We start from the raw sequence: 21,192 nt of genomic DNA, 5'->3' as shown, positions 1-21,192 counted from the left end.
ACCAGAATGATAATCGTTTTTATGGTTTTAAAAAAATCAAGCACTGCGCAGATGAGACAGCGCCAGACTCGGCTTGACAATTGCGGGAACAATCTTTTCACTCGCCATTTTTGCGCCTGACAAATTTCTCGCGGTTGGGCCTACTTGTAAAGCTGCTAACCCACCCATGATAAATAATTCCGAACCGGGAATACGCAAATATTCATCTAAAACAGGTAAACCGTTAACTATAGAAGTGGGGTAAGTTGCGAAAACTTCTTGTAATAATGGCTCAGATGTAGCATCAAATTGAGTACCAGTAGAAAGCCAAATTCTACTATATTCTTGCTGACTTCCATCACTACATTTAACTAGCCAATTCTCACCTAACCACTCAGCTTTGACTACTTGACAATTTTCATCAAGTTTCAGATTACCATGACGCACCTGTCGCCGCAGTTGCATTCCCATTGCTGGTGTCATAGAACCACCATTACGCGCTTGTTTAATCATAGTAAAGCGCTGTGTGTAATCTGATTCGGCAAAAAATCCCTTGAGATACTTCGGCCCTAACCATCCTGGTTCCGCATCAAATAATTTTTCTTGTAACTGTCTGCGTAACATTAAATCGACTTTTGCACCACGGGAAATTGCACCTACGGCTAAATGTCCGCTAGTTAACCCACCACCAATAATTAGGACTTTCTCACCCATGAAGCGCAACTTCCGTAAATCTACGGTGTGGGAATGACAAAGTCTATCTTGAGGATACAATGACTCAATTTGGTTTACCCAGTCAGGAAAGTTTAATTTAGCACTACCTGTTGCTAATACTACCCGTCGCGCCATAATTGCTTGTCCATCTTCTAGCCACAAACGCAAGCGGGGACGAATCAAATGACGCAAAGGTTCAATGCGAATTACCTTTAAAGGAATGACTTGCTGTGGTATGGAAAAGCGAGAAATTACATCCTGACAAAAATCTCCAAATAGCTTAGTTCCTGGTAAATCGTAGGGGGGGAATAATTCACTACCGCGAGATTCCGCGAATTTCCGCAACGCAAAAGGATTGGGGTCAGGATGATGAACTGCGGGGGAACGTAAATGAGGAATTTCTAAAGCTGCAAATTGATGTTCCCAATTACTCATCCATATACCACTAGGGTCAAATACTAAAAATTTACCCCGGATATTTTGGCGTTTTTGTAGCAGGTGCGTTACCAAGGTTAAAGCATGAGGGCCAGCACCGATAATTGCTAGGTCAATTGTTTGGGGTATGGATGGTGGAGTATCTTGCATTTGCTGGTTCAGATTATGATAATGATTATCATAATAGTTTAAAGTAATTCATGATGACGAGTTAGGGACTTTCAGGTAAAAAAAGATTCCATGACTATTGTTAACTGTTGATCGTTGACAGTTCACAGTCAACAGTCAACAGTTAACCGTCAACTTAAAACTTCGGATTGTGTTGTACCAAATTCATAAATTCTTGACGAGTACGAGGATCTTCTGCAAATACTCCACGCATCGCACTGGTAACAGTCCAAGAACCAGGTTTTTGCACACCACGCATCACCATACACATGTGGGTTGCTTCGATTACTACTGCTACACCACGGGGTTGGAGTAAACCTTGTAATGCATCTGCAATTTGTAAAGTTAGACGTTCTTGAACTTGTAAACGGCGTGCATACATTTCACAAATGCGGGCGATTTTTGATAATCCGATGACTTTACCGTTAGGAATGTATGCTACATGGGCGCGACCAATTATTGGTAATATATGGTGTTCGCAAGAGCTAAAAATATCGATGTCTCTGACTAACACCATTTCGTTAGCATTTTCGGTAAATACTGCCCCATTTAAGAGTTCATCTAAGGATTCATGATATCCTTTGGTGAGAAATTGTAAGGCTTTGACAACTCTTTTGGGCGTATCTTTTAAACCTTCACGGTCGGGATTTTCTCCTAAACCAATCAATAAGGTACGCACGGCTTGAATCATTTCTGATTCTGTAACATTGGGTAATTGCTGATTGCGTAAGGTGAGCATTTCTTCAGAGGAGGAGATTAGTTCGGGAGGAATTGATAAAGTCATTGTTGATAAATTAATTGTTGATTGTTACAAAATTTTGGGTTTTCGATTTTCTGTTGGGAAGCTAGGTACAGGTTTGCATGAAATGCTGGTGAGTTGAGGATGGGAGGTTAAACGCAAAGTTGCGCAAAGGTAGGCGCAAAGGTACGCGGAGAATGAGATATGAATTAAGGAATTTTTTTGGTTAGTTGTGATTGTTGGTTGAGGATGGTTATGGATGATTAATTGAAGATGTTCAGACTAAACATGCATTTAAGAGGGAGTTAATGTGGCTTTTATCTAGGTCTCTACCAATGACAACTAACTGATTTTTTGGTGGAGATGTCCAGTCATCTGCATGTAGTTGATAACGCACTCCACTAAGTTGGAAAATATGCCTTAAGTCGCTATCGTTGAACCAAAGTAAGCCTTTGGATCGCATAATATTTTCTGGTAGTTTGTCTGTGAGAAATTCTTCAAATTTGTGAACGTCAAAGGGGCGATCGCTCTGAAATGATATGGCTACAAATCCCTCATTTTCTATATGGTGAGAGTGATGTTTATGCTCGTGATGATGGTGGTCATGGTGGTCATGGTCGTGGTGGTGATGATGTTCGTCTTCCTCTAATAGATGCTCGGTATAATCATTGATTGGTGTTAAATCAACATCTAAAATTAAGGGTAATGCTACTTCACCAAATTGACTGTGTAGAATTCTGGCTTGGGGTTTGAGTTGCTTGATGTAATTTTCTAATTCTCCTACTTTTTCGGTTGTTGTTAGGTCAGTTTTATTTAAGAGAATTACATCGGCATAGGTGATTTGTTTTAAAGCTGCTTCGCTGTCATAATGGCTAGGGGTGAATGCCTCAGAATCTACTACGGTGATGATAGAATCTAGCTGCGTTAAATCTCTGAGTTCTGTACCTAAAAATGTGAGGATGATTGGTAGAGGATCGGCAATACCAGTAGTTTCAATTACTAAATAATCGATACGTTCTTCTCTTTCAAGAACTCGATAAACTGCATCAACTAATCCATCATTAATGGTACAACAAATACAGCCGTTGCTCAGTTCTACCATATCTTCATCCATCGATACGAGTAACTGACTATCGATGTTGATATCACCAAATTCGTTAACCAGGACAGCTACTTTTAAATCGTGCTTATTCTTGAGAATTTGGTTAAGCAGCGTTGTTTTCCCACTACCAAGGAATCCTGTAATAATTGTAACTGGCATTCCTCGCTTAGGAATAGCAACTATTTCGGTGTCGGTTGCTATATTTGTGGCTGTGTTAGTCATAATTCCTGGTTAATGCCATAGGCTGTTTGATAACGATTCTCATTCTACACAAAAATTTGCCATCTGCAAGCAACAATTGTGCTTTGCGACTTCAACAATGGTTAGAGGTGCGCCAAATATCAAGTTAATTGTGCGGAAACTGGTGAAAAAACTGGCTAAGGAAGAGTTAGCTGCACAAGGGTTGGTGTAAATTTTGCCGTATGTGGAGAGAAAAGCGATCGCATTCACCTTATGTAATGAATTTTTGCCAACTAATCATCAATAGTTCAACTAAAAAGCTGCAACTGTGAGGTTAAAAGGTGCAAACTTGGAGTTCAAAGCTGCAAACCTCGCCTTCAGAAGTTCAAGTTCCGAGTTCAAAGCTGCAAACTTCGCCTTCAGAAGTTCAAGTTCCGAGTTCAAAGCTTCAAGCTTCGCCTTCAGAAGTTCAAGTTCCGAGTTCAAAGCTCCAAGCTTCGCCTTCAGAGGTGCAACAATGTCGCTATAAATGAGATTGGTGGTGATGCGAACTAAAAGTACCTTGTTTAGGATGTAGCAGTAGCCAGATAGATTAGGACATCAAGTCAGTCAATAGTCAATAGTCAACAGTCAACTGTCAACCGTCAACAACTATAAAACAAAATGGGGCACAGCAATGCTGTACCCCGGAAAATATATATGAGTTATTGTGATTTTATTAACCAGGTATCACAGCGATACAATCAATTTCTACCAAAACATCCTTAGGTAAGCGCGATACTTCTACACAAGCGCGTGCTGGTGCTGTGTCTTCTGGAAAATATTTGGCATAAATCGCATTTACAGCCGCAAAATCATTCATATCAGCCAGAAAGACGGTAGTTTTTACCACATCTTCAAAACCTGCACCAGCTTCTTTTAAGATAGCTTCTAAATTAGCGATTACCTGTTCAGTTTGCTTTTTAACATCATCAGTATAGACAACTTGACCAATGCGGGGATCGATGGCAATTTGTCCAGCTACAAACAACATTTGACCAGAAGCGGCGATCGCTTGATTATACGGCCCCACTGGTTCCGGTGCATTATCAGTGCGAATAACTTGGCGTGTCATAGATATTACTTTCCCCAAAGATGCTTGCTGCTTACCGACTTCCATCTCACAGGCGATCGGTTTGTAAACTTCTCCATCAGGCATTATCGCACCAGTTAGGTCAGCATCTTTAAAGCTAGCTCCGTAAATATTTGCTCCAGTAAAATTAGCCTTCTTTAGGTTTGCACCATCAAAGTTTGCCAATATCAAGTTAGCATCTAACAAACAAGCTCTTTCTAGATTCGCGCCTTGTAGCAAAGATTTTCTCAGGTTAGCTGCTCTAAGATTTACTCCACACAAATCTGCATAACTCAGGTTTAAATCTGACAAATCAAATTTTTCTAAATTTACCCCCCGGAGTTGAGCTTTTGGGAAATTTGCACCTTTAAGATTCACTCCAGTAAAGTCAACTTGGGTTAAATTTACCTGAGTCAAGTCTGCTCCGGTGAGATTTGCATCTTTCAAGTTAGCGCAGCTTAAGTTCGCACCACTAAGATCCGTCCAACTCAAATCAAGTAAACCACCTTGCACCCGCATCAAATTTGCGCCTCTAAGAGATGCTCTAGAAAGCTTTGTTTCCCAAAGATTAGCTTTTACTAGCGTTGTCTCACTCAAATCTGTGCCATTCAAATTTGCTTTGTATAAGTCTACCTCACTCAAATTTTTGCCTTTGAGGTCTACTCCTTGAAGATTAACTGCATGAAATTTCCTTTGACCTTCCGCAAATTTCTTTAAAAGCTCCTCAGCATCCATAATGCACCTTTAAATACCCCTGCCTCAGTATAATCTCGATAATTTGGCAGGAGTATTCTTCTCCTCTCTTCCTTAGCGAACTTCGCGCCTTCTCTGCGAGACGCTTCGCGAACGCGGTTCGTTTCCCCCAACCCAACCCATAAAGCCGAAATATTAATTACTCCCTCTCTCTGTGCCCTCTGCGCCTCTGCGGTTAACTCCCCCAACCCAACCTCGGACGCAACCCATAATGCCGATACTGCCAATAATCCCGCAGAATGCGATCGTGGTCAAAACACAAATTCCCAGGAACCCGCCAAGACTCAAAAATGCCGATATTCTTCGCATCATCACCGGCTTTAGGTTCACCTTTTGCGATCGCTAAAAACACAACACTCATAGTATGCTGACGCGGATCGCGGTTGGGGTCAGAATATACCAAAAATTGTTCAATTAACTCCACCTGTAAACCCGTTTCCTCCTCCGCTTCCCGCTTCGCCGCTACTTCCACCGCTTCACCATAATCGACAAAACCACCAGGAAGCGCCCAACCTAAAGGCGGGTTATGTCGCTCAATTAACACTATAGGTAGATGAGGGCGATCCACCAATTCAATAATGATATCTACTGTCGGCGCGGGATTTCTGTAATTCATCTGCATTATTAAGGATTAAGTAGTAATTATGAGCTTTTATAGGGAATTGTTACATTCTCTACATCTATCACCATAGGCAGCTTTTAAACCAACCCCTACCGTGATAAATTCGATGCGATCCCCTAGCGTCATGTTAAGGCGATCGCTTGCTCCTATATCATCTAATTAACTATGCCTTTCCCTAGATCCAGTGGCATTTTGCTGCACCCTACTTCCTTTCCCAGTCGATTTGGGATTGGGGATTTAGGCCTAGAAGCCTATAATTTTATTGATTTTTTGCAACAGAGCTATCAACAATATTGGCAAGTTTTACCTTTAGGGCCTACTGGGTATGGTAATTCTCCTTATGCATGTTATTCAGCAATGGCGGGTAACCCCCAACTCATCAGTCCAGAACAACTCAAAGACCAGGGTTTACTCACAGAAGATGACTTTGCTAACTTACCAGCATTTGACACCTCTCAGGTAGAGTACGAAAAAATTGCGCCCATCAAGCTTGATTTGCTCAAAAAAGCCTGTAATAACTTTAAAACTCAAGCCACACCTTTACAGCAAAAAGAATTTTCTGGTTTTTGTCAGAGTAAAGCTTATTGGCTCGATGACTATGCTTTATTTATGGCGCTGAAAGATAGCAATGGCGGCTCAAGTTGGTATACTTGGGAACCAGAAATTGCCAAACGCGAACCCAAAGCCATCGAGCAAGCACAGCGACAGCTAACTGAAGAAATTTACTTTCACAAATATCTCCAGTTTGAATTTTTCCGTCAGTGGTCGGAACTCAAAACCTATGCCAACATGAGGGGTATCCACATAATTGGCGATATCCCCATTTATGTAGCTCATGATAGCTCTGATGTCTGGGCTAATCCGAATATTTTCTGTTTAGATGAAGAGACAGGCGAAGCAGCTTTGATGGCTGGCGTTCCACCAGATTACTTTAGTGCTACAGGTCAACTGTGGGGTAACCCAGTCTACAACTGGGAGGAATTAGAAAAGCAAGACTTTAAATGGTGGCTGGGACGCTTCCAAGCCATGCTGGATTATGTGGATGTGATTCGCATTGACCACTTCCGAGGTTTTGAAGCATACTGGGCTGTGGAACAAGGAGAAGAAACAGCAATTAATGGTGAATGGTTAAAAGCGCCTGGGGAAGAATTGTTTGAGACAATCAAACAAAAGTTAGGTACTCTACCTGTATTAGCAGAAGATTTAGGAGTAATTACGCCAGAAGTAGAAGCACTGCGCGATCAATTTGAATTTCCGGGAATGAAAGTTTTACAATTTGCTTTTGGTTCCGATCCTGGTAATCCTTTTCTACCCTTTAACTACCCCCGCAATGCTGTAGTCTACACCGGCACTCATGATAATGACACCACAATTGGCTGGTACAACCAAGCTAGTGATTGGGAAAAGCGTAACTTGTTACTTTATATTGGCTGTATCAGTCCTGAAGGAATTCATTGGGATTTAATTCGACTGGCTTTAAGTTCTATTGCCAATCAGGCAATTATTCCTTTACAAGATGTTTTAGGATTGGGAACAGAAGCGCGAATGAATTTCCCCAGTGTTGCTGAAGGGAATTGGGGATGGCGTTATCAAAAAGAAGCCTTGACTGAGGAATTAAGCCAGAAGCTCAAGGTTTTGACTACACTCTACGGACGCGCACCCAAAGAATCCTGAGAGATTGCTGAATTTTCATCAAAATAAATCAGCACTTCAGTGTTGCAAAATTTACTAACTGAAGTGCTGAGTAATTAAGGTAAATTATCTTGCGAGCAAAATTAACGTGGTAGACTACGGGGTCTAGCAGCAATTTGCACTTCCTCTGGCTTTCCTAACTCACCCATTTCCTTGGGTTGCTCCTGATTGACGCTCATCAATACACCACCAGCATTATCAGTTTTCACAGTGAGCTGCTCGTTAGCTTTCCAAGTGCGTTGAGTTCCTTGTGGAAGAGTACCCTCAAACTCAGTTTTACCATCAGCTACTACCCGAATCCAAGATGAAGCTTTTAAAGTAACACCCACCTGTACTGGTGTACCAAGTTTAGTGGTCATCAGGGTGTTGCTATATGGTTTGATATCTGGTAATACTTGTTTTGAGTTTTTTTGTTGTGCTGCTTTGGGTTGAGGTGGGGTAGTACTTGCTTGTAAAGCAGAATCTTTCACAAGTTGAGATAAGCCGCTTACAGAGCAGATAATCACAAATATATAAAGAAAATACAAATGCAAAGGACGTAATTGATTAATGGGCTTATTCGTCCAAGCTGGTTTAGGGTGCTTTTGTTGATAGACAATGGGAAAAGTGCTAGACAATTCCACGCCATTAAAACCTAAAGCATCGGCAAATTGCCGAATTAAACCTTGAAGATAAACTGGTTCTGGCAGTTCCTCTAAATTCCCTTCTTCTATCGCTTGCAGGAGCCGTTTGGGAATTCTGGTTAATATAACGACTTCTTCTAAAGATAAGCCTTGTTCTTGACGCGCCGCCCAGAGTTGACCGCCAATTTCCGCTAATTTTTCGGACTGTTGTTGCTCTACTGACAGTGTTGGTGGCTGATTATCCTTCCTGTTGAACCATTTCATGTGTAGTTACACTCCTTAACTCAGCTGAATCTGTAATAGGTATGTGCTTGATTTGCTGTTGCAAAAAGCGCATCTCATCATTTCTTAGGGAACGATACTTACCCTCTTTGAGATAGGGTTGTTTGGGAACTTGTAATTTAATCAGTCCGATGGCAGTTCTATGTAGCTTGATGACCGGGTAGCCTAATTGTTCGGCTATACGGCGAATCTGGCGGTTACGTCCCTCCTTTAAGACAATCTCTAAAGAGCTTTGTGCATTCAAACTTTCGATGAGGCGCACCTCAGCCGGTCTTGTTCTTCTACCATCTAGGATCACACCCTGACGCCACATTTGTAACAGTTCTTCTGGCGGATGTCCTTTAACTACTACACGATAAGTTTTAGGAACGCTGTGACTGGGATGGGTCAGCGCAAATGTTAAATCGCCATCGTTAGTCAGTAATAATGCACCTGTGGATTCTGTATCTAAACGCCCTACTGGGTGAATACCAGAACCACTACGTAATTCTTTGGCTAATAAATCTAAAACTGTTGTTCTTCCCTGCGGGTCGTAGCAAGTAGAAACTACCCCAGCAGGTTTGTTTAGCAACAGATATATAGAAGCAGGACGTTGTTTAGTAACGACTGGTTTGCCGTCAACTGTAATTTTGTCTTTTTCTGGGTCAACTTTTTGACCTATATGTGCTAACACACCATTAATCCGCACGCGCGATCGCCTAATCATTTCTTCAGCTTCACGACGTGAGGCAATACCCCATTGAGCGAGAACTTTTTGTAACCTAGCCTCCATGTGGAAATTACTTATTCTACCGTTAACATTTAAATTATAAAATTTGCACTTTGTCGTTAATCACCATAAATGTTACATTTATGGATTGATTAACTTCTACCGATTTTTGAGTCACTACCCATAAATAACAAGTGAAATGACTGAGCAAAATTCCGATGGCAAACGTAATCACAAGATACGGATAATTACGAATCTGCTCACAACGGCACTAAAGATATGGTTGCGAGCGCAAGTAAGTCAAGTTGCGCACATCGATGTGGACATTAAAGCTAGCGATCGCCAACTGCTCTCTGGAAAAATTCCTTGGGTATCGATTGGGGCTAGTCATGCTGTTTATCAAGGCCTCCATATTGGACAAATTCAACTCATCGCTGAAAATATTCAAGTCAACATAGGCTCGGTTATTAAAGGACAGCCGCTCAAACTGTTAGAAACAGTACCAGTAGTTGGTGAATTGATCGTCGAAGAGAAGGATCTGAATAATTCCCTCTCATCCGAGCTGTTATTAACGGCCTTAAATGATGTACTGGTTAAACTTTTACCAGAACACTGCGCAAAAACCAAGTCTATTTCTTGGCAAAAAATTATTCTGGAAAATCATCAAATTATACTGAGTGGCATTCTAACATCTGAAGGTCAATCTATGCCCCTGGATATATACCTGGGCATAAACTTAATCAATGGTCGCGAGTTGCAACTAGCACCAGTTCTCATCAAGTGCGATATTGTCACTCCAGAACAGAGTAATCATGAGTACACCTTCGATCTCGGTTCAGAGGTCGATATCCAAGAACTCACACTGATCCCAGGTCAGTTACGCTGTCGCGGGCAGATTAACGTCAATCCCTGATCATTAAAAATCAAAAACTTAAATTGCTTATTATTTATAATAATTTATCTTTTTGAAGAATGATGGGTATTGGGTATGGGGCATTGGGCATTGGGCATTGGGCATTGGGCATTGGGCATTGGAACAATTTTGGATTTTGGATTTTGGATTTTAGATTGGAATCCAAAATTGCAAATCTGTCTTGAAAAGTGACGCTCCTGCGTCGCTCTAAGCGAAGCTATGCCGTTCGCGTAGCGTCTCCGATAGGAGAAGGCTTTACGCTGCGCTAACAGAGCGCCGGCTTCCGGCGCTCCGACTTTTCGCAAAATCTAAAATTTATTGTCCTCCTTGGGGACTTCCAGAGAATAAATTACCCAATGTATTTAATGAGATTTTTCTTTACTCCCCCTGCCCCCTGCTCCCCTGCTCCCTGCTCCCTGCTCCCTGCTCCCTGCTCCCTGCTCCCTGCTCCCCTACCTCCTGCTCCCTCACCCCCCCTTGGCAATTAAGGGCAATAACAAAGTCACGAAATAGTAAACTAAGGGCGCTGTAAAGATATAACTGTCTGTACGATCTAAAATGCCGCCATGTCCGGGGATCAACTGTCCAGAATCTTTGACTCCAGCATCGCGCTTCAGCACAGATTCGATGAGGTCGCCTAAAAGACTAGCGATCCCGATTAGTAAACCCAAGGCTAAACCAGTGTACAGGGCGTTAGTCCAGTGAAGATAATAAGCGCCGCCTAAACCCACAGCGATGCTGGCACTAATGCCAAATACAGCACCTTCCACGGTTTTTTTCGGGCTGATATCAGATAAACGAGTTTTGCCGAAGAACTTACCAATAGTGTAAGCGCCAATATCAGCTGCCCAGATGCAGAAAAAGGTCAGCACGGTCGCTTTCAGTCCTTGAGGAAGGGAGGCCAGGTTTGCCTGGTCTAGAATATCTGCCCAACTAGCAGGCCAGTAACCGCCTAAAGGTAGATTGCTGAGGGCGACGTTACCGAGCGATCGCAATCTTACCCAATAACTAGGTAAGTAACCCACATAAAATAGCCCCATAATCGAAGCGGAAATATCAGCAATTGTCGCCATTTTGGGTTGAAATAGCAGGTAAAAACAAATAAATGTCCCCGCTATTGGCATCACCGCGTCAGCTAAGTCACCATTCAGCGTACAAATTATCAGTAAAACTTGACTGACAAACATAGTGGTTTTGACAGCAGGAGCCATACCTCTGGCTAGCACCAAATTAAAATATTCCTGTTGTCCTAAAAACACCACAATCGCAATCATTATGGTAAAATACCAGCCCCCTAACAAGGTAGAAAATAGAGCCAGTGCGATCGCAACAATTCCACTAATAATCCGAGACCAAGGCATAGAAGTATTGAGGATGGGGCATGGGGCATGGGGCATGGCGCATAGGGCATTGGGCATTGTAAATAATTTTGGATGAGATTTCCATCTAAAATCCAAAATTTCTTCTCCCTAGTCCCTTAAACCTAGTCCCTAGCCGCTAAATTTATGTAGATTCACTCTAGTTTCTCACCACTGAGGATAAAAATGGGATCTATGGCGGCAAAGGTTTGCGAAAAACCTCGCATTTCTAAGCGATTGACGCCAGATTGCACAACTTCAATATTTCGTGCTTGTAATTGAGAAAAGCTTTGAGAGATAGCATAAAGACTTTCTAGATTAGCAGCTGTCGCTACTACTCTACCCATAGGCGGCAGATAATCCCACACAGCTTGCAAAATATCTTGAATCGGGCGTCCTCCCTCAATACATACACGGTGAGGAGTAGGTTTTAGTTGCTGCAAACAATCCGGGGCAATACCTTCAATCACTTCCACATTTTTGACTTCAAAGCGATCGCAGTTTCGCCGGATCAAATTGGCTACTTCTTCATCCCGTTCTACAGCAATAATTTGCCCGTAAGGACACAATAATCCTACCTCTACAGGAATTGTACCTGTACCTGCACCAATATCCCATAATACGGAATCTGGCTGAAGCCGTAATTGAGCAATTAATAATAGTCTCACTTCTCGCTGGCTCATGGGTATTCCTGGTAAATGCTCGAACATTTCATCGGGAATCCCAGGGGTAATGTAAGGCCAAATTTTGGAAGGCATAGAATTACATATTTATACTAAAGATATCAGCTTGTTTATTGGCACAGTCACAGGCTCTCACCACCTCTAGGCGTAGCGCTATCAGTAATCATTATGATTCAAGAAATATTGGGCGAACGCTACGAAATTCAGCAGCAATTGGGCAAAAAAGCGGGCAGGCGAACCCTATTAGCCCGTGATTTACTAACTCAGGAACTCGTCATCATCAAGTTACTGATTTTTGGCGGTGACTTTGAATGGGACGATCTCAAGCTATTTGAGCGAGAAGCTGAAACTTTAAAATCTTTATCACATACTGCTATTCCTCGCTATTTAGATTATTTTGAAGTAAATTCATCGACAATTAAAGGATTTGCTTTAGTACAGAGTTATATCCCAGCCCAAACTCTAGAGCAATACTTAAAATCTGGGCGAATTTTTACAGAGGTGGAAATTCAACAAATAGCCAAGGCTGTTTTAGAGATTCTAATTTACTTACACGGGCTACATCCGCCTGTAATTCACCGCGATATTAAGCCTAGCAATATTTTATTGGGCGATCGCTCTGGTAATAGTGTTGGTCAAGTTTATCTGGTCGATTTTGGCTCAGTACAAACTGTTTTGGCAACTGAAGGCTCGACGCGGACGGTGGTAGGAACCTACGGTTATATGCCACTAGAACAATTTGGGGGGCGCACCGTTCCTGCATCGGATCTCTACAGCTTGGGTGCAACGTTAATTTACTTGCTAACGGGGACTCATCCCGCCGATTTACCCCAAAAGGATTTTCGCATTCAATTTGAGCAAGCAGCTAATATCAGTCCTGATTTGAGTCATTGGTTAGGCTGGCTGATCGAACCTAGCCTAGAAAAGCGTGCCAGTTCTGCCCTCAAAGCCATCCAAGCCTTAGAGAAACCCCTAGTTTACCAGGCGACTGATTTCACTGATTTAACGATTAGTCAACCGCCAGGGAGCAAAATTCAACTGACGAGAAATCAGGATGTGCTAGAAATTCTCATTCCGCCTCATGGCTGGCAAGCATCGATGTTATTCTTAGGTTTTTTTGCGATCGCTTGGAATTCATTCATCCTATTTTGGACGATTGGCGCGCTTGCTGCACCTTTTCCGGTTAATATCCCCTTTGCCTTGTTCTCCCTGCCTTTTTGGGGCGCTGGTGGCTTTATGATGTATGGTTTTTTATTTAGTATCTGGGGAAGTATGAAATTACGCCTGGATAGTCAACAAATATCTTCAACCTATGAGTTATTTGGATTTAAATTTCATCGTCCTCGACCATCCCCCCGGCAGAATATTACTAAACTAGTGTATATTCCACCACACTTTACTAAAGATTCTGATGGCGACAGAACCCAGGTACCCGCACAATTAGAAATCTGGGCTGGGGTACAAAAATATCAGCTTGGTGGTAATAATATTCCTCTCAAATCTGAAGCGGAAATGGAATGGCTAGCCCAGGAATTAAGCGCTTGGTTAGGAATCAAAATTGCCACCAAATAGAAAGTTAAGACCAGCAAATCTTTGAGTTATTTTTGACTCTGTATGCTCTTTTATTACGAATTAATAATTAGTATTAAAAAAAAGTAAGTATAAAAATAGCAACTTTTAGTAAATAGCAAAGTTTTCCCAGGAGCGATCGCGAACGTAAAATTAAATTATCCTCGACTTCAAGCCCATGATGGTTATTCCAGAACTTGAGCAACAACTCCTTCAACTTTCCCCCAACGAAAAACTTTATATTATCCAACTTCTTGCCCAAAGTCTCACTACACAAAACACCCCCTCTGGGCAACCCAGCACACTCTCAGAGTTCTTCCGTCAATCCCCTCTGACTGAAGTTGCTGAAGAACTCGATCTGAGCCGCGATCGCAGCGTAAACTATAACTACAACGATTTTGCAAAGAACAGGGGTTGTAATTATTAATCCTTGGTCTATTTAAGTTTTAAGTTAGTCACTATAGCAACTGCACTTTATAGTTAATTAAAGATGCTTGAGAGGAAGTATATATGTTATTTGGATTAGGATGGCCAGAAATTGCCATTATTCTGATAGTGGCTATTGTAATTTTCGGCCCGAAAAGAATTCCCGAATTGGGGAATGCACTGGGTAAAACTCTCCGGGGTTTTAAGGAAGAAGTTAAAGGTTCTAATTCAGAGAAGAATTCCGAGCAAGACCAGTAATATTGTTAATTGGCAGCAAAGCAAAGGTTAATAGTAGAGATACGCGCGATCGCATCTCTACTATTGACTAAAGCAGCGTATTGATGATCGGAGATACCACGCCATTTTGGGAATCTACGATGGACGTAGTTGAATTTTGTTGATGTGTTTCTTCTTTAACTACGCCGCGTGTTCTAATTAGGCGAATGGCACGGCTGACACTTTCTGGTAAAATCACGACCAAGCTGTTTTCCGGAGCCATATCCAAGCCTTTGTTAATTGCTTGGGTTTCGTCCAAAATTGCCTCAAACCGAGCATTGGGTTTAACTTGGGTAATGCCTTGAGTAATCAACGCTGCGGCTGAACCTCTGGGACGACCTCTCGTGTCATCGTCTTCTTTAACTATGATGTAATCAAAAATATCGGCGGCTAATTTGCCCAAGGTAACAAAATCTTCGTCACGGCGATCGCCAGGGCCGCCAACTACACCAATTCGCTGTCCTGTAGTCCAGTTGCGAACGAAAGCACCTACAGCTTCGTAACTAGCTGGGTTATGAGCATAGTCTACTAAGGCATGGTAGTTGCCTAAATTAAACAAATTCATCCGTCCTGGAGTTTGACTTACAGAAGCACGGAAGGTCTTTAAGCCGCCGCGAATCTGCTCAATGGTGACGTTTTGCACAAAAGCTGCCAAACTTGCGGCTAAGGCGTTAGCAATCATAAATGGCGCGCGTCCTCCCATTGTTAAGGGAATCGCTTCTGCCCTTTCGATGCGGTGTGTCCAATCGCCTTTGACAATTGACAGATAGCCATTTTCATAAACTGCTGCGACTCCGCCCTTTTGAATGTGCTTGCGCACTAGTTCTGAGTCGGGGTTCATGGTGAAGTAAGCAATATTCGCTTTTGTTTTTTCCGCCATCGCCGCAACTCGGTGATCGTCGGCGTTGAGTACAGCATAGCCATCTGGGAATACAGCTTCGGCGACTACACTCTTGAGGTTAGCCAATTGGTCAATGGTATCGATATCGCCTATACCTAAATGATCGGCGGCAACATTTAATACTACACCTACATTAGCAGCTTCAAAACCTAGCCCGGAGCGGAGAATCCCACCACGAGCGCTTTCTAAAACTGCGACCTCTACAGTCGGGTCTTGCAAGATTAAATGGGCACTTTGCGGCCCCGTATTATCTCCAGCTTCTACTAAGTAATCGCCGATATAAGTTCCGTCTGTAGTTGTATAACCTACTACTTTACCTGTCTGTTTATAAATATGTGCTAGTAATCTGGTAGTAGTGGTTTTACCATTAGTACCGGTGACGCTCAGAATGGGAACGCGGCTAGATTGCTCGTTAGGAAAGAGCATATCCATGACTGCGCCTGCAACATTGCGGGGAATGCCTTGACTGGGCGCAACATGCATTCTAAAGCCAGGGGCGGCGTTAACTTCAACAATTACGCCATCTACTTCCCTTAAGGGGCGGCTAATATCTGTGGTGACGATATCCAAACCGGCGATATCCAAGCCAATAATTTTGACTACCCGTTGTGCTAGCCAAATATTTTCTGGGTGGATTTCATCGGTACGGTCTAAAGCACAACCGCCTGTACTTAGGTTAGCTGTAGCGCGTAAATAACAAACTGTACCTTTAGGAAGAACGCTATTTAGGGTAAAGCCTTGTCTTTCTAGCAGCTGGTAACTAGTCCGGTCGAGTTCAATTTTGGTGAGTACATTATCATGTCCTTCACCGCGATTTGGGTCTTGGTTTGTTTCCTCAATTAGTTCCGCAACAGTAGATCTGCCATTACCTACCACATGGGCGGGTACTCGTTCAGCGACTGCTACGACTTTACCATCTACCACCAATACCCGATGATCTCGCCCTACATAATACCGTTCCACAATTACTGACCGAGATACCTGTCTAGCGGCTTCATAAGCGGCTTCGGCTTCTTCCCAGGTTCTAATATCAATGGTAATTCCCCGTCCGTGATTGCCATCTAATGGCTTGATGACTATGGGATAACCACCAACATATTCAATTGCTTCTTCCAAATCATCCAAGAAACTAATAACTGTACCTTTAGGCACTGGTACGCCAGCAGATGCCAGGATACGTTTGGTGGCTTCTTTGTCGCAAGCTAGTTCTACACCCAAAATGCTGGTGTTATCGGTCATGGTTGCTTGCATCCGCTTTTGGTTCACGCCATAGCCTAGCTGAATCAAAAAGCGTGCTTCCAAAGACATCCAGGGTATACCCCGTTTTTCTGCTTCTTTGACGATCGCTTCTGTAGACGGCCCCAAAGATGCATCGCGCCAGAAGTCTTTTAAGTCTTGAATATCTTGTTCTAGCTCGGCTTTGGGATAACGACCGCGATCGACTATACTTTGGCACAACCGCACGGCTGCTCGTCCGGCGTAGCGTCCCGCTTCTTCATTCAAGTACTCAAGCACTACCTGGTAAATTCCAGGTGTAGCTGTTTCGCGGGTGCGACCAAAGCCGACATGCATTCCGGCTAGTTCTTGCAGTTCGAGGGCTACATGCTCAACGATGTGGCCCATCATTGTGCCTTCGCGCACGCGCATTAAAAAACCACCCCGACAGCCCGGTGAGCAATAGTGGCCCTCCAGACTTGGCAAGGCTTCTACTAATCCTTCGTAAAAACCAGGGATTTCATTTGAGGGCTTATCGGCAAGGTTTTCTAAATCGAGGCGCATGACGATCAGCTTGTGGCGTCGAATGCTCCAGTAGTTTGGGCCGCGTAAGGTCTGGATCTTGAGGATTCTCATGGGAATAGGTAGATGGAGATTCGGAACCAATATTCTAGTTTCTTACTGGGATTGATCGTAAACTGTTTATCATGAACAGTTTTTCTTTTTAAATACTGTATATTTGATTTTTCTACGGTTAGAAATAAATCCACGATCAACTCAGTGTAACCTCAGATACTCTATTCCGTCAGCTGGAGATCCGGTGTACCGCAGGCAATACAGTGCGTTGGTACAGGTGGAAGCGATCGCCATAGCTGAGGATATGGAGGCGTAAATTATGGACAGTTAAGGGTTCATTTGCTCCTACATGGGGTTCATTTGTGTGGGTTAACTCCGTGGGATCGACAATCGTGACGCTACCTTTACCCATAACCTGTAGCCAGCCATCGCGCTCGAATACAGCACAGGTATCTTCGTCAATACCGATACCTAAGCGATCGGGGTGAGCTGCGATCGCGCTAATTAATCGCCCCATGCGATTACGGTTGTGAAAGTGTTGGTCTACAATCACTTCGGGAATAAAGCCTAAGCCTGTTGCCATATCTACCAGAGAGCGGTTGGGCGTTTCCCCACTACCACCGCCAGCAATCATATGATGCCCCATTACCGCCGCTCCGGCACTAGTGCCAGCTAAGGTAAGTTCCCCTGCCCTAACTCGCTGTCGGACAATGTCCATCACTGGCGTATCTGCCAACACGCCACACAGACGTAATTGATCCCCTCCTGTCAAAAAGACTCCGCTACAGGCTTCTAGAGATGCTTTAATTTGAGAGGCTTCGCACTGTTCCCGTTCGCGAATATCTAAAATCTCAACCTTCTCCGCACCCATTTCTTCAAAAATCCGAATGTACCGACCGCCAATAATGGCTGGCTCGCGAGAGGCAGATGGAATAATTGTAATATAAGCCTTGCTAGCACCAGCACGGCCAAAAAAAGTTCTTAGGATATCGCGTCCGTGAACTTTATCTTCTGCGCCTCCGATAACCAGAACGGCGGTTTTAGTTGCTTGGGGTGTCCTCATTTCCAGCGATTTAGCTTTTAATTGCGGCATTGTGTTTCTCCTGTCAACAACTTCAGGAGCCATCGCCTAGTACGGGTTTGCCGGCTTGTGGCGAATGGCGTGTGAATATAACAAAGTTCAGTAGCCTAACTATTTTTGCGCTTTGCTTGTTTGGGAGGACACTTTTTGCAGTTGCGAGTGTTTGCTCGATTCACAAGACGCCTCAGTCTTGATATGTCCATTTTCCTCAAAGCCAGCGCCTTGTTTGTTCACCTGTCCACTTTTGCCAGTTTGGCAAAATAGTGCGAGTAGGGCTAAGTGGGGGCTAGGCTACGCCCGCGATGGGGGCGAGTAGGTTTTGACAAGCTGTGTTCTGAGGCTGGCTGGATGCATCCTGAAAGTTGTTAACTGAGTTCAGAATATTAATTTAAATGTAGTTTTGACAATATTTAAACATAAAGTAAGTAAATAGAAAAACTTTTCGTCTCCCGCAAGATCTAAGTTTTCTGGTACTTTTAGTTACTATTGACAAACTTTATCTCTAGCCCTACCACTCATTAGCTTCTTGTGTTTCCTAGACATTCAAATTTAAGATTAGTGTTCTTGAATACGAATAACTGTGCGCTTTGATATAGTTACGCTTTTTCCTGACTGTTTTACCTCAGTTTTGAGTTCTGGATTGCTGGCTAAAGCCTTAGCCAAACAGATTGCGCAAGTCAATCTTGTTAATCCTAGAGACTTTACCAATGACAAGCACCGGAAAGTAGATGATGAACCCTATGGCGGCGGTGTGGGGATGCTGATGAAGCCGGAACCCATTTTCGCTGCTGTAGAGTCGTTGCCGATTCTACCGCAAAGAGAGGTGATTTTGATGAGTCCTCAAGGACAAACTATTAATCAACCACTTTTGCGCGAGCTGGCAACAAATTATAACCAATTAGTTGTCATTTGTGGCCATTATGAAGGAGTTGATGAGCGAGTACTGCATTTAGTTACCCGTGAAGTCTCTCTAGGCGACTTTATTCTCACTGGTGGCGAAATCCCCGCAATGGCTTTGCTTAATGGTGTGGTAAGACTATTACCGGGCACTGTAGCGAAGGTGGAATCATTGACAGCCGAGAGTTTTGAAGAAGGTTTGTTAGATTATCCCCAATACACCCGTCCTGCCAATTTTCGCGGCTGGAAAGTACCGGATGTCTTATTGTCTGGAAATCACGCCGCCATCGCCCAGTGGCGTTACGAACAACAAATCCAAAAAACTAGCGATCGCCGTCCGGATTTACTGGAAAAATGGCAAAGGGAAAAGGAGGACAAGGCAGACAAGGAGGACAAATAATTCAAAATTCGCGCATTCAAAATTCTATTTGCCCAATGCCCAATGCCCCATGCCCAATGCCCATTGATTATTGACTATTGACAAATGACAAACATTCGTATAGGTAACGGCTACGATATTCACCGCTTAGTGAGCGATCGCGCTTTAATTTTAGGCGGTGTGAACATTCCTCATGAATTGGGTTTGCTGGGGCACAGTGATGCTGATGTGCTAACCCATGCGATTATGGATGCCATGCTAGGGGCATTATCTTTAGGGGATATTGGACATTATTTTCCACCGACAGATCCCCAATGGGCGGGTGCAGATAGTTTGGTGCTATTAACTCAAGTAAACCAGCTAATTTGCGATCGCGGTTGGCGAATCAGCAATATTGATTCGGTGGTAGTCGCAGAACGACCAAAATTGAAACCCCATATTGAGACAATGCGGGATAAGCTAGCGGCTGTTTTACAGTTAGAACCAAATCAAATTGGTATCAAAGCTACTACTAACGAAAAATTAGGCCCTGTGGGAAGAGAAGAAGGGATATGCGCCTATGCTGTGGTTTTACTAGTAGCTGCTAATTAACTCAAATTTCGGTAACAGATTGGTTAATGGATAGCATAGGTATACATGAGCAAGAAATTTCTCAAGAATTATTCAATTATTTGGGAGAACTAGGACAATGGAAGCTGCAAAATTTCAGATTCCTAATTATGTTGCTGATATTGTTGTCTTGGATAAGGATGAGCAGATTGTTTTATTAGTGGAAGTTAAAGCAACAAAATTAGAAGGGAGAAATGCCAAAGAGGAAGCTATTTCACAATTAAAGTCATATTTACAAAATGCCAAAAATACTCGGTTTGATTTAGCTAATGACACATTCGCGATGTTAGCAGATCTAGGAAATGTTGATATTTTCAAATGGCATGGCAAGAAGTTCTCAGATTCTCTAATGTCACTCAAAACTTCTAATATACTTAGTCATTATGATCCCGAATTTAGCAACAAAAGAATCTTGAGTCTCTATTTAGAAACCCTAGTAGAAGCTTGGTTGCGAGACTTAGCTTATCACTGGAAATCAGAAACACCGCCAGCATCAGAAAAGTTAGCAGAAATAGGGTTGCTGCAAAAATTAGAAGGTGGAACTACTCAGTCTCAGGTCAATCTGGATGGTAATACTTTACGTTGAAACTAACTTTTTGATGGCAATTGCCAAAGGACAGGATTTAGAAGCAGAAAATTTATTGAGTTCTTTATCTCAATCAATTCAGATAGCTATACCAGATATTTGTTATGTCGAAGCACTCAATAGATGGGAAAAAGAAAAGTATTATGTACAGGAATTTGAAAAAGAATTAAACAAACAAATTAATAACTCAGAACGAGATTTAACTTCTCCTAATGCTAATTCTTTTCTGATGTACTTGGAACAGACACGAATTTTGAATAAATCATTGCTAAACGATATTCAATCTCGTCTTCTAAATGCTATTGATGTGCTTCTTAAAAAGGCAGAAATAATCACTTTAGATACTAGTATAATTCGTAATATTTCTGAAGCAGTAATTCTGCAGCCGGATACATTACTTATTAAACAAGACATTATGGATAACTTGATTTTACAATGTATTATTAATCACGCAAAAAGTTCTTATTCCACAGAAAAGAAAGTATTCCTAAGCGGTAATAGTAAAGACTTTGGCAAACGAGAAGTTAAACAAGCTTTGAAGAATGCTGGAATCAAGTATTTAACTAATACTCAAGACTTTCTTGCATGGTTAAACTCTCAGTCCAGTTAAAAAT

The 21,192-nt window shown here is 42.6% G+C and carries 21 protein-coding genes; 10 read left to right on the top strand and 11 right to left on the bottom strand.

Annotated features, from left to right (window positions below; translation table 11 throughout):
• Window positions 1–36: 36 nt before the first annotated feature.
• The 3 genes from AACW45_RS17500 to AACW45_RS17490 all read right to left on the bottom strand — a co-directional run bounded on the left by AACW45_RS17500 (window position 37) and on the right by AACW45_RS17490 (window position 3,359).
• Complete coding sequence (locus AACW45_RS17500; protein WP_190633787.1) at window positions 37–1,278, bottom strand: FAD/NAD(P)-binding protein; 1,242 nt, start codon at window positions 1,276–1,278, stop codon at window positions 37–39.
• Window positions 1,279–1,432: 154 nt separating this feature from the next.
• A complete protein-coding gene (gene folE, locus AACW45_RS17495; protein ID WP_190633786.1) occupies window positions 1,433–2,080 on the bottom strand; it encodes a GTP cyclohydrolase I FolE in 648 nt (215 codons plus the stop codon).
• 232 nt (window positions 2,081–2,312) lie between these two features.
• A complete protein-coding gene (locus tag AACW45_RS17490; RefSeq protein ID WP_190633785.1) occupies window positions 2,313–3,359 on the bottom strand; it encodes a CobW family GTP-binding protein in 1,047 nt (348 codons plus the stop codon).
• A 299-nt stretch (window positions 3,360–3,658) separates the two neighbouring features.
• On the opposite strand from AACW45_RS17490, the gene AACW45_RS17485 reads away from it, so the two are divergent.
• Window positions 3,659–3,850, top strand: coding sequence for a hypothetical protein (locus AACW45_RS17485; RefSeq protein ID WP_190633784.1), 192 nt, complete (start codon window positions 3,659–3,661; stop codon window positions 3,848–3,850).
• Between the two features lie 185 nt (window positions 3,851–4,035).
• On the opposite strand, the gene AACW45_RS17480 is transcribed toward AACW45_RS17485, so the two are convergent.
• Together AACW45_RS17480 and AACW45_RS17475 are read right to left on the bottom strand one after the other, a co-directional pair.
• Window positions 4,036–5,163: a Rid family detoxifying hydrolase gene (locus AACW45_RS17480; protein WP_190633783.1), complete on the bottom strand. Its 1,128-nt coding sequence runs from the start codon at window positions 5,161–5,163 to the stop codon at window positions 4,036–4,038.
• A gap of 193 nt (window positions 5,164–5,356) precedes the next feature.
• Window positions 5,357–5,797, bottom strand: coding sequence for an NUDIX domain-containing protein (locus AACW45_RS17475; protein WP_096647927.1), 441 nt, complete (start codon window positions 5,795–5,797; stop codon window positions 5,357–5,359).
• A 171-nt stretch (window positions 5,798–5,968) separates the two neighbouring features.
• Between AACW45_RS17475 and malQ the strand changes: the two genes are divergently transcribed.
• A complete protein-coding gene (malQ, locus tag AACW45_RS17470; RefSeq protein ID WP_190633782.1) occupies window positions 5,969–7,477 on the top strand; it encodes a 4-alpha-glucanotransferase in 1,509 nt (502 codons plus the stop codon).
• Between the two features lie 101 nt (window positions 7,478–7,578).
• On the opposite strand, the gene AACW45_RS17465 is transcribed toward malQ, so the two are convergent.
• Both AACW45_RS17465 and AACW45_RS17460 read right to left on the bottom strand, forming a co-directional pair.
• Complete coding sequence (locus AACW45_RS17465; RefSeq protein ID WP_190633781.1) at window positions 7,579–8,382, bottom strand: helix-turn-helix domain-containing protein; 804 nt, start codon at window positions 8,380–8,382, stop codon at window positions 7,579–7,581.
• Window positions 8,357–9,172, bottom strand: coding sequence for a pseudouridine synthase (locus tag AACW45_RS17460; RefSeq protein ID WP_190633780.1), 816 nt, complete (start codon window positions 9,170–9,172; stop codon window positions 8,357–8,359). The genes AACW45_RS17465 and AACW45_RS17460 overlap by 26 nt, the downstream gene beginning before the upstream one ends.
• Window positions 9,173–9,308: 136 nt before the next feature.
• Between AACW45_RS17460 and AACW45_RS17455 the strand changes: the two genes are divergently transcribed.
• Window positions 9,309–10,022 carry an LmeA family phospholipid-binding protein gene (locus AACW45_RS17455; RefSeq protein ID WP_190633779.1) on the top strand — a complete coding sequence of 238 codons (714 nt, stop codon included), beginning with the start codon at window positions 9,309–9,311 and terminating at the stop codon, window positions 10,020–10,022.
• A gap of 467 nt (window positions 10,023–10,489) precedes the next feature.
• Here the strand turns inward: AACW45_RS17455 and AACW45_RS17450 are convergent, their stop codons facing one another.
• Both AACW45_RS17450 and cbiT read right to left on the bottom strand, forming a co-directional pair.
• Complete coding sequence (locus AACW45_RS17450; RefSeq protein WP_096646250.1) at window positions 10,490–11,383, bottom strand: phosphatidate cytidylyltransferase; 894 nt, start codon at window positions 11,381–11,383, stop codon at window positions 10,490–10,492.
• Window positions 11,384–11,535: 152 nt separating this feature from the next.
• Window positions 11,536–12,138 carry a precorrin-6Y C5,15-methyltransferase subunit CbiT gene (cbiT, locus tag AACW45_RS17445; RefSeq protein WP_190633778.1) on the bottom strand — a complete coding sequence of 201 codons (603 nt, stop codon included), beginning with the start codon at window positions 12,136–12,138 and terminating at the stop codon, window positions 11,536–11,538.
• A gap of 93 nt (window positions 12,139–12,231) precedes the next feature.
• On the opposite strand from cbiT, the gene AACW45_RS17440 reads away from it, so the two are divergent.
• The 3 genes from AACW45_RS17440 to tatA all read left to right on the top strand — a co-directional run bounded on the left by AACW45_RS17440 (window position 12,232) and on the right by tatA (window position 14,316).
• Window positions 12,232–13,635: a serine/threonine protein kinase gene (locus AACW45_RS17440; RefSeq protein ID WP_190633777.1), complete on the top strand. Its 1,404-nt coding sequence runs from the start codon at window positions 12,232–12,234 to the stop codon at window positions 13,633–13,635.
• Between the two features lie 175 nt (window positions 13,636–13,810).
• Complete coding sequence (locus AACW45_RS17435) at window positions 13,811–14,059, top strand: hypothetical protein (RefSeq protein WP_242045707.1); 249 nt, start codon at window positions 13,811–13,813, stop codon at window positions 14,057–14,059.
• Window positions 14,060–14,142: 83 nt separating this feature from the next.
• Window positions 14,143–14,316 carry a twin-arginine translocase TatA/TatE family subunit gene (tatA, locus tag AACW45_RS17430; RefSeq protein ID WP_190633776.1) on the top strand — a complete coding sequence of 58 codons (174 nt, stop codon included), beginning with the start codon at window positions 14,143–14,145 and terminating at the stop codon, window positions 14,314–14,316.
• A 67-nt stretch (window positions 14,317–14,383) separates the two neighbouring features.
• Here the strand turns inward: tatA and cphA are convergent, their stop codons facing one another.
• Together cphA and AACW45_RS17420 are read right to left on the bottom strand one after the other, a co-directional pair.
• A complete protein-coding gene (cphA, locus tag AACW45_RS17425) occupies window positions 14,384–17,086 on the bottom strand; it encodes a cyanophycin synthetase (RefSeq protein WP_190633853.1) in 2,703 nt (900 codons plus the stop codon).
• Between the two features lie 169 nt (window positions 17,087–17,255).
• Window positions 17,256–18,119 (bottom strand): cyanophycinase, encoded by an 864-nt coding sequence (locus AACW45_RS17420; protein WP_096646243.1) that lies wholly within the window; start codon window positions 18,117–18,119, stop codon window positions 17,256–17,258.
• A 568-nt stretch (window positions 18,120–18,687) separates the two neighbouring features.
• Here AACW45_RS17420 and trmD point away from each other — a divergent pair.
• From trmD to AACW45_RS17400, 4 genes are all read left to right on the top strand, one after another.
• A complete protein-coding gene (gene trmD, locus AACW45_RS17415) occupies window positions 18,688–19,404 on the top strand; it encodes a tRNA (guanosine(37)-N1)-methyltransferase TrmD (RefSeq protein WP_190633775.1) in 717 nt (238 codons plus the stop codon).
• 84 nt (window positions 19,405–19,488) lie between these two features.
• Window positions 19,489–19,974 (top strand): 2-C-methyl-D-erythritol 2,4-cyclodiphosphate synthase, encoded by a 486-nt coding sequence (ispF, locus tag AACW45_RS17410; protein ID WP_190633774.1) that lies wholly within the window; start codon window positions 19,489–19,491, stop codon window positions 19,972–19,974.
• Between the two features lie 97 nt (window positions 19,975–20,071).
• Entirely contained in the window at window positions 20,072–20,578 is a 507-nt protein-coding gene (locus tag AACW45_RS17405; protein WP_190633773.1) for a type I restriction enzyme HsdR N-terminal domain-containing protein, read from the top strand.
• Window positions 20,579–20,591: 13 nt separating this feature from the next.
• Window positions 20,592–21,188, top strand: coding sequence for a PIN domain-containing protein (locus AACW45_RS17400; protein WP_242045706.1), 597 nt, complete (start codon window positions 20,592–20,594; stop codon window positions 21,186–21,188).
• The last annotated feature ends 4 nt before the right edge of the window (window positions 21,189–21,192 follow it).

Source organism: Calothrix sp. FACHB-168, from assembly GCF_963889195.1.
GTDB lineage: Bacteria > Cyanobacteriota > Cyanobacteriia > Cyanobacteriales > Nostocaceae > Aulosira > Aulosira anomala_A.
The sequence above is the reverse complement of the archived record's forward strand: the minus strand, read 5'-3'. Positions and strand labels throughout refer to the sequence as shown.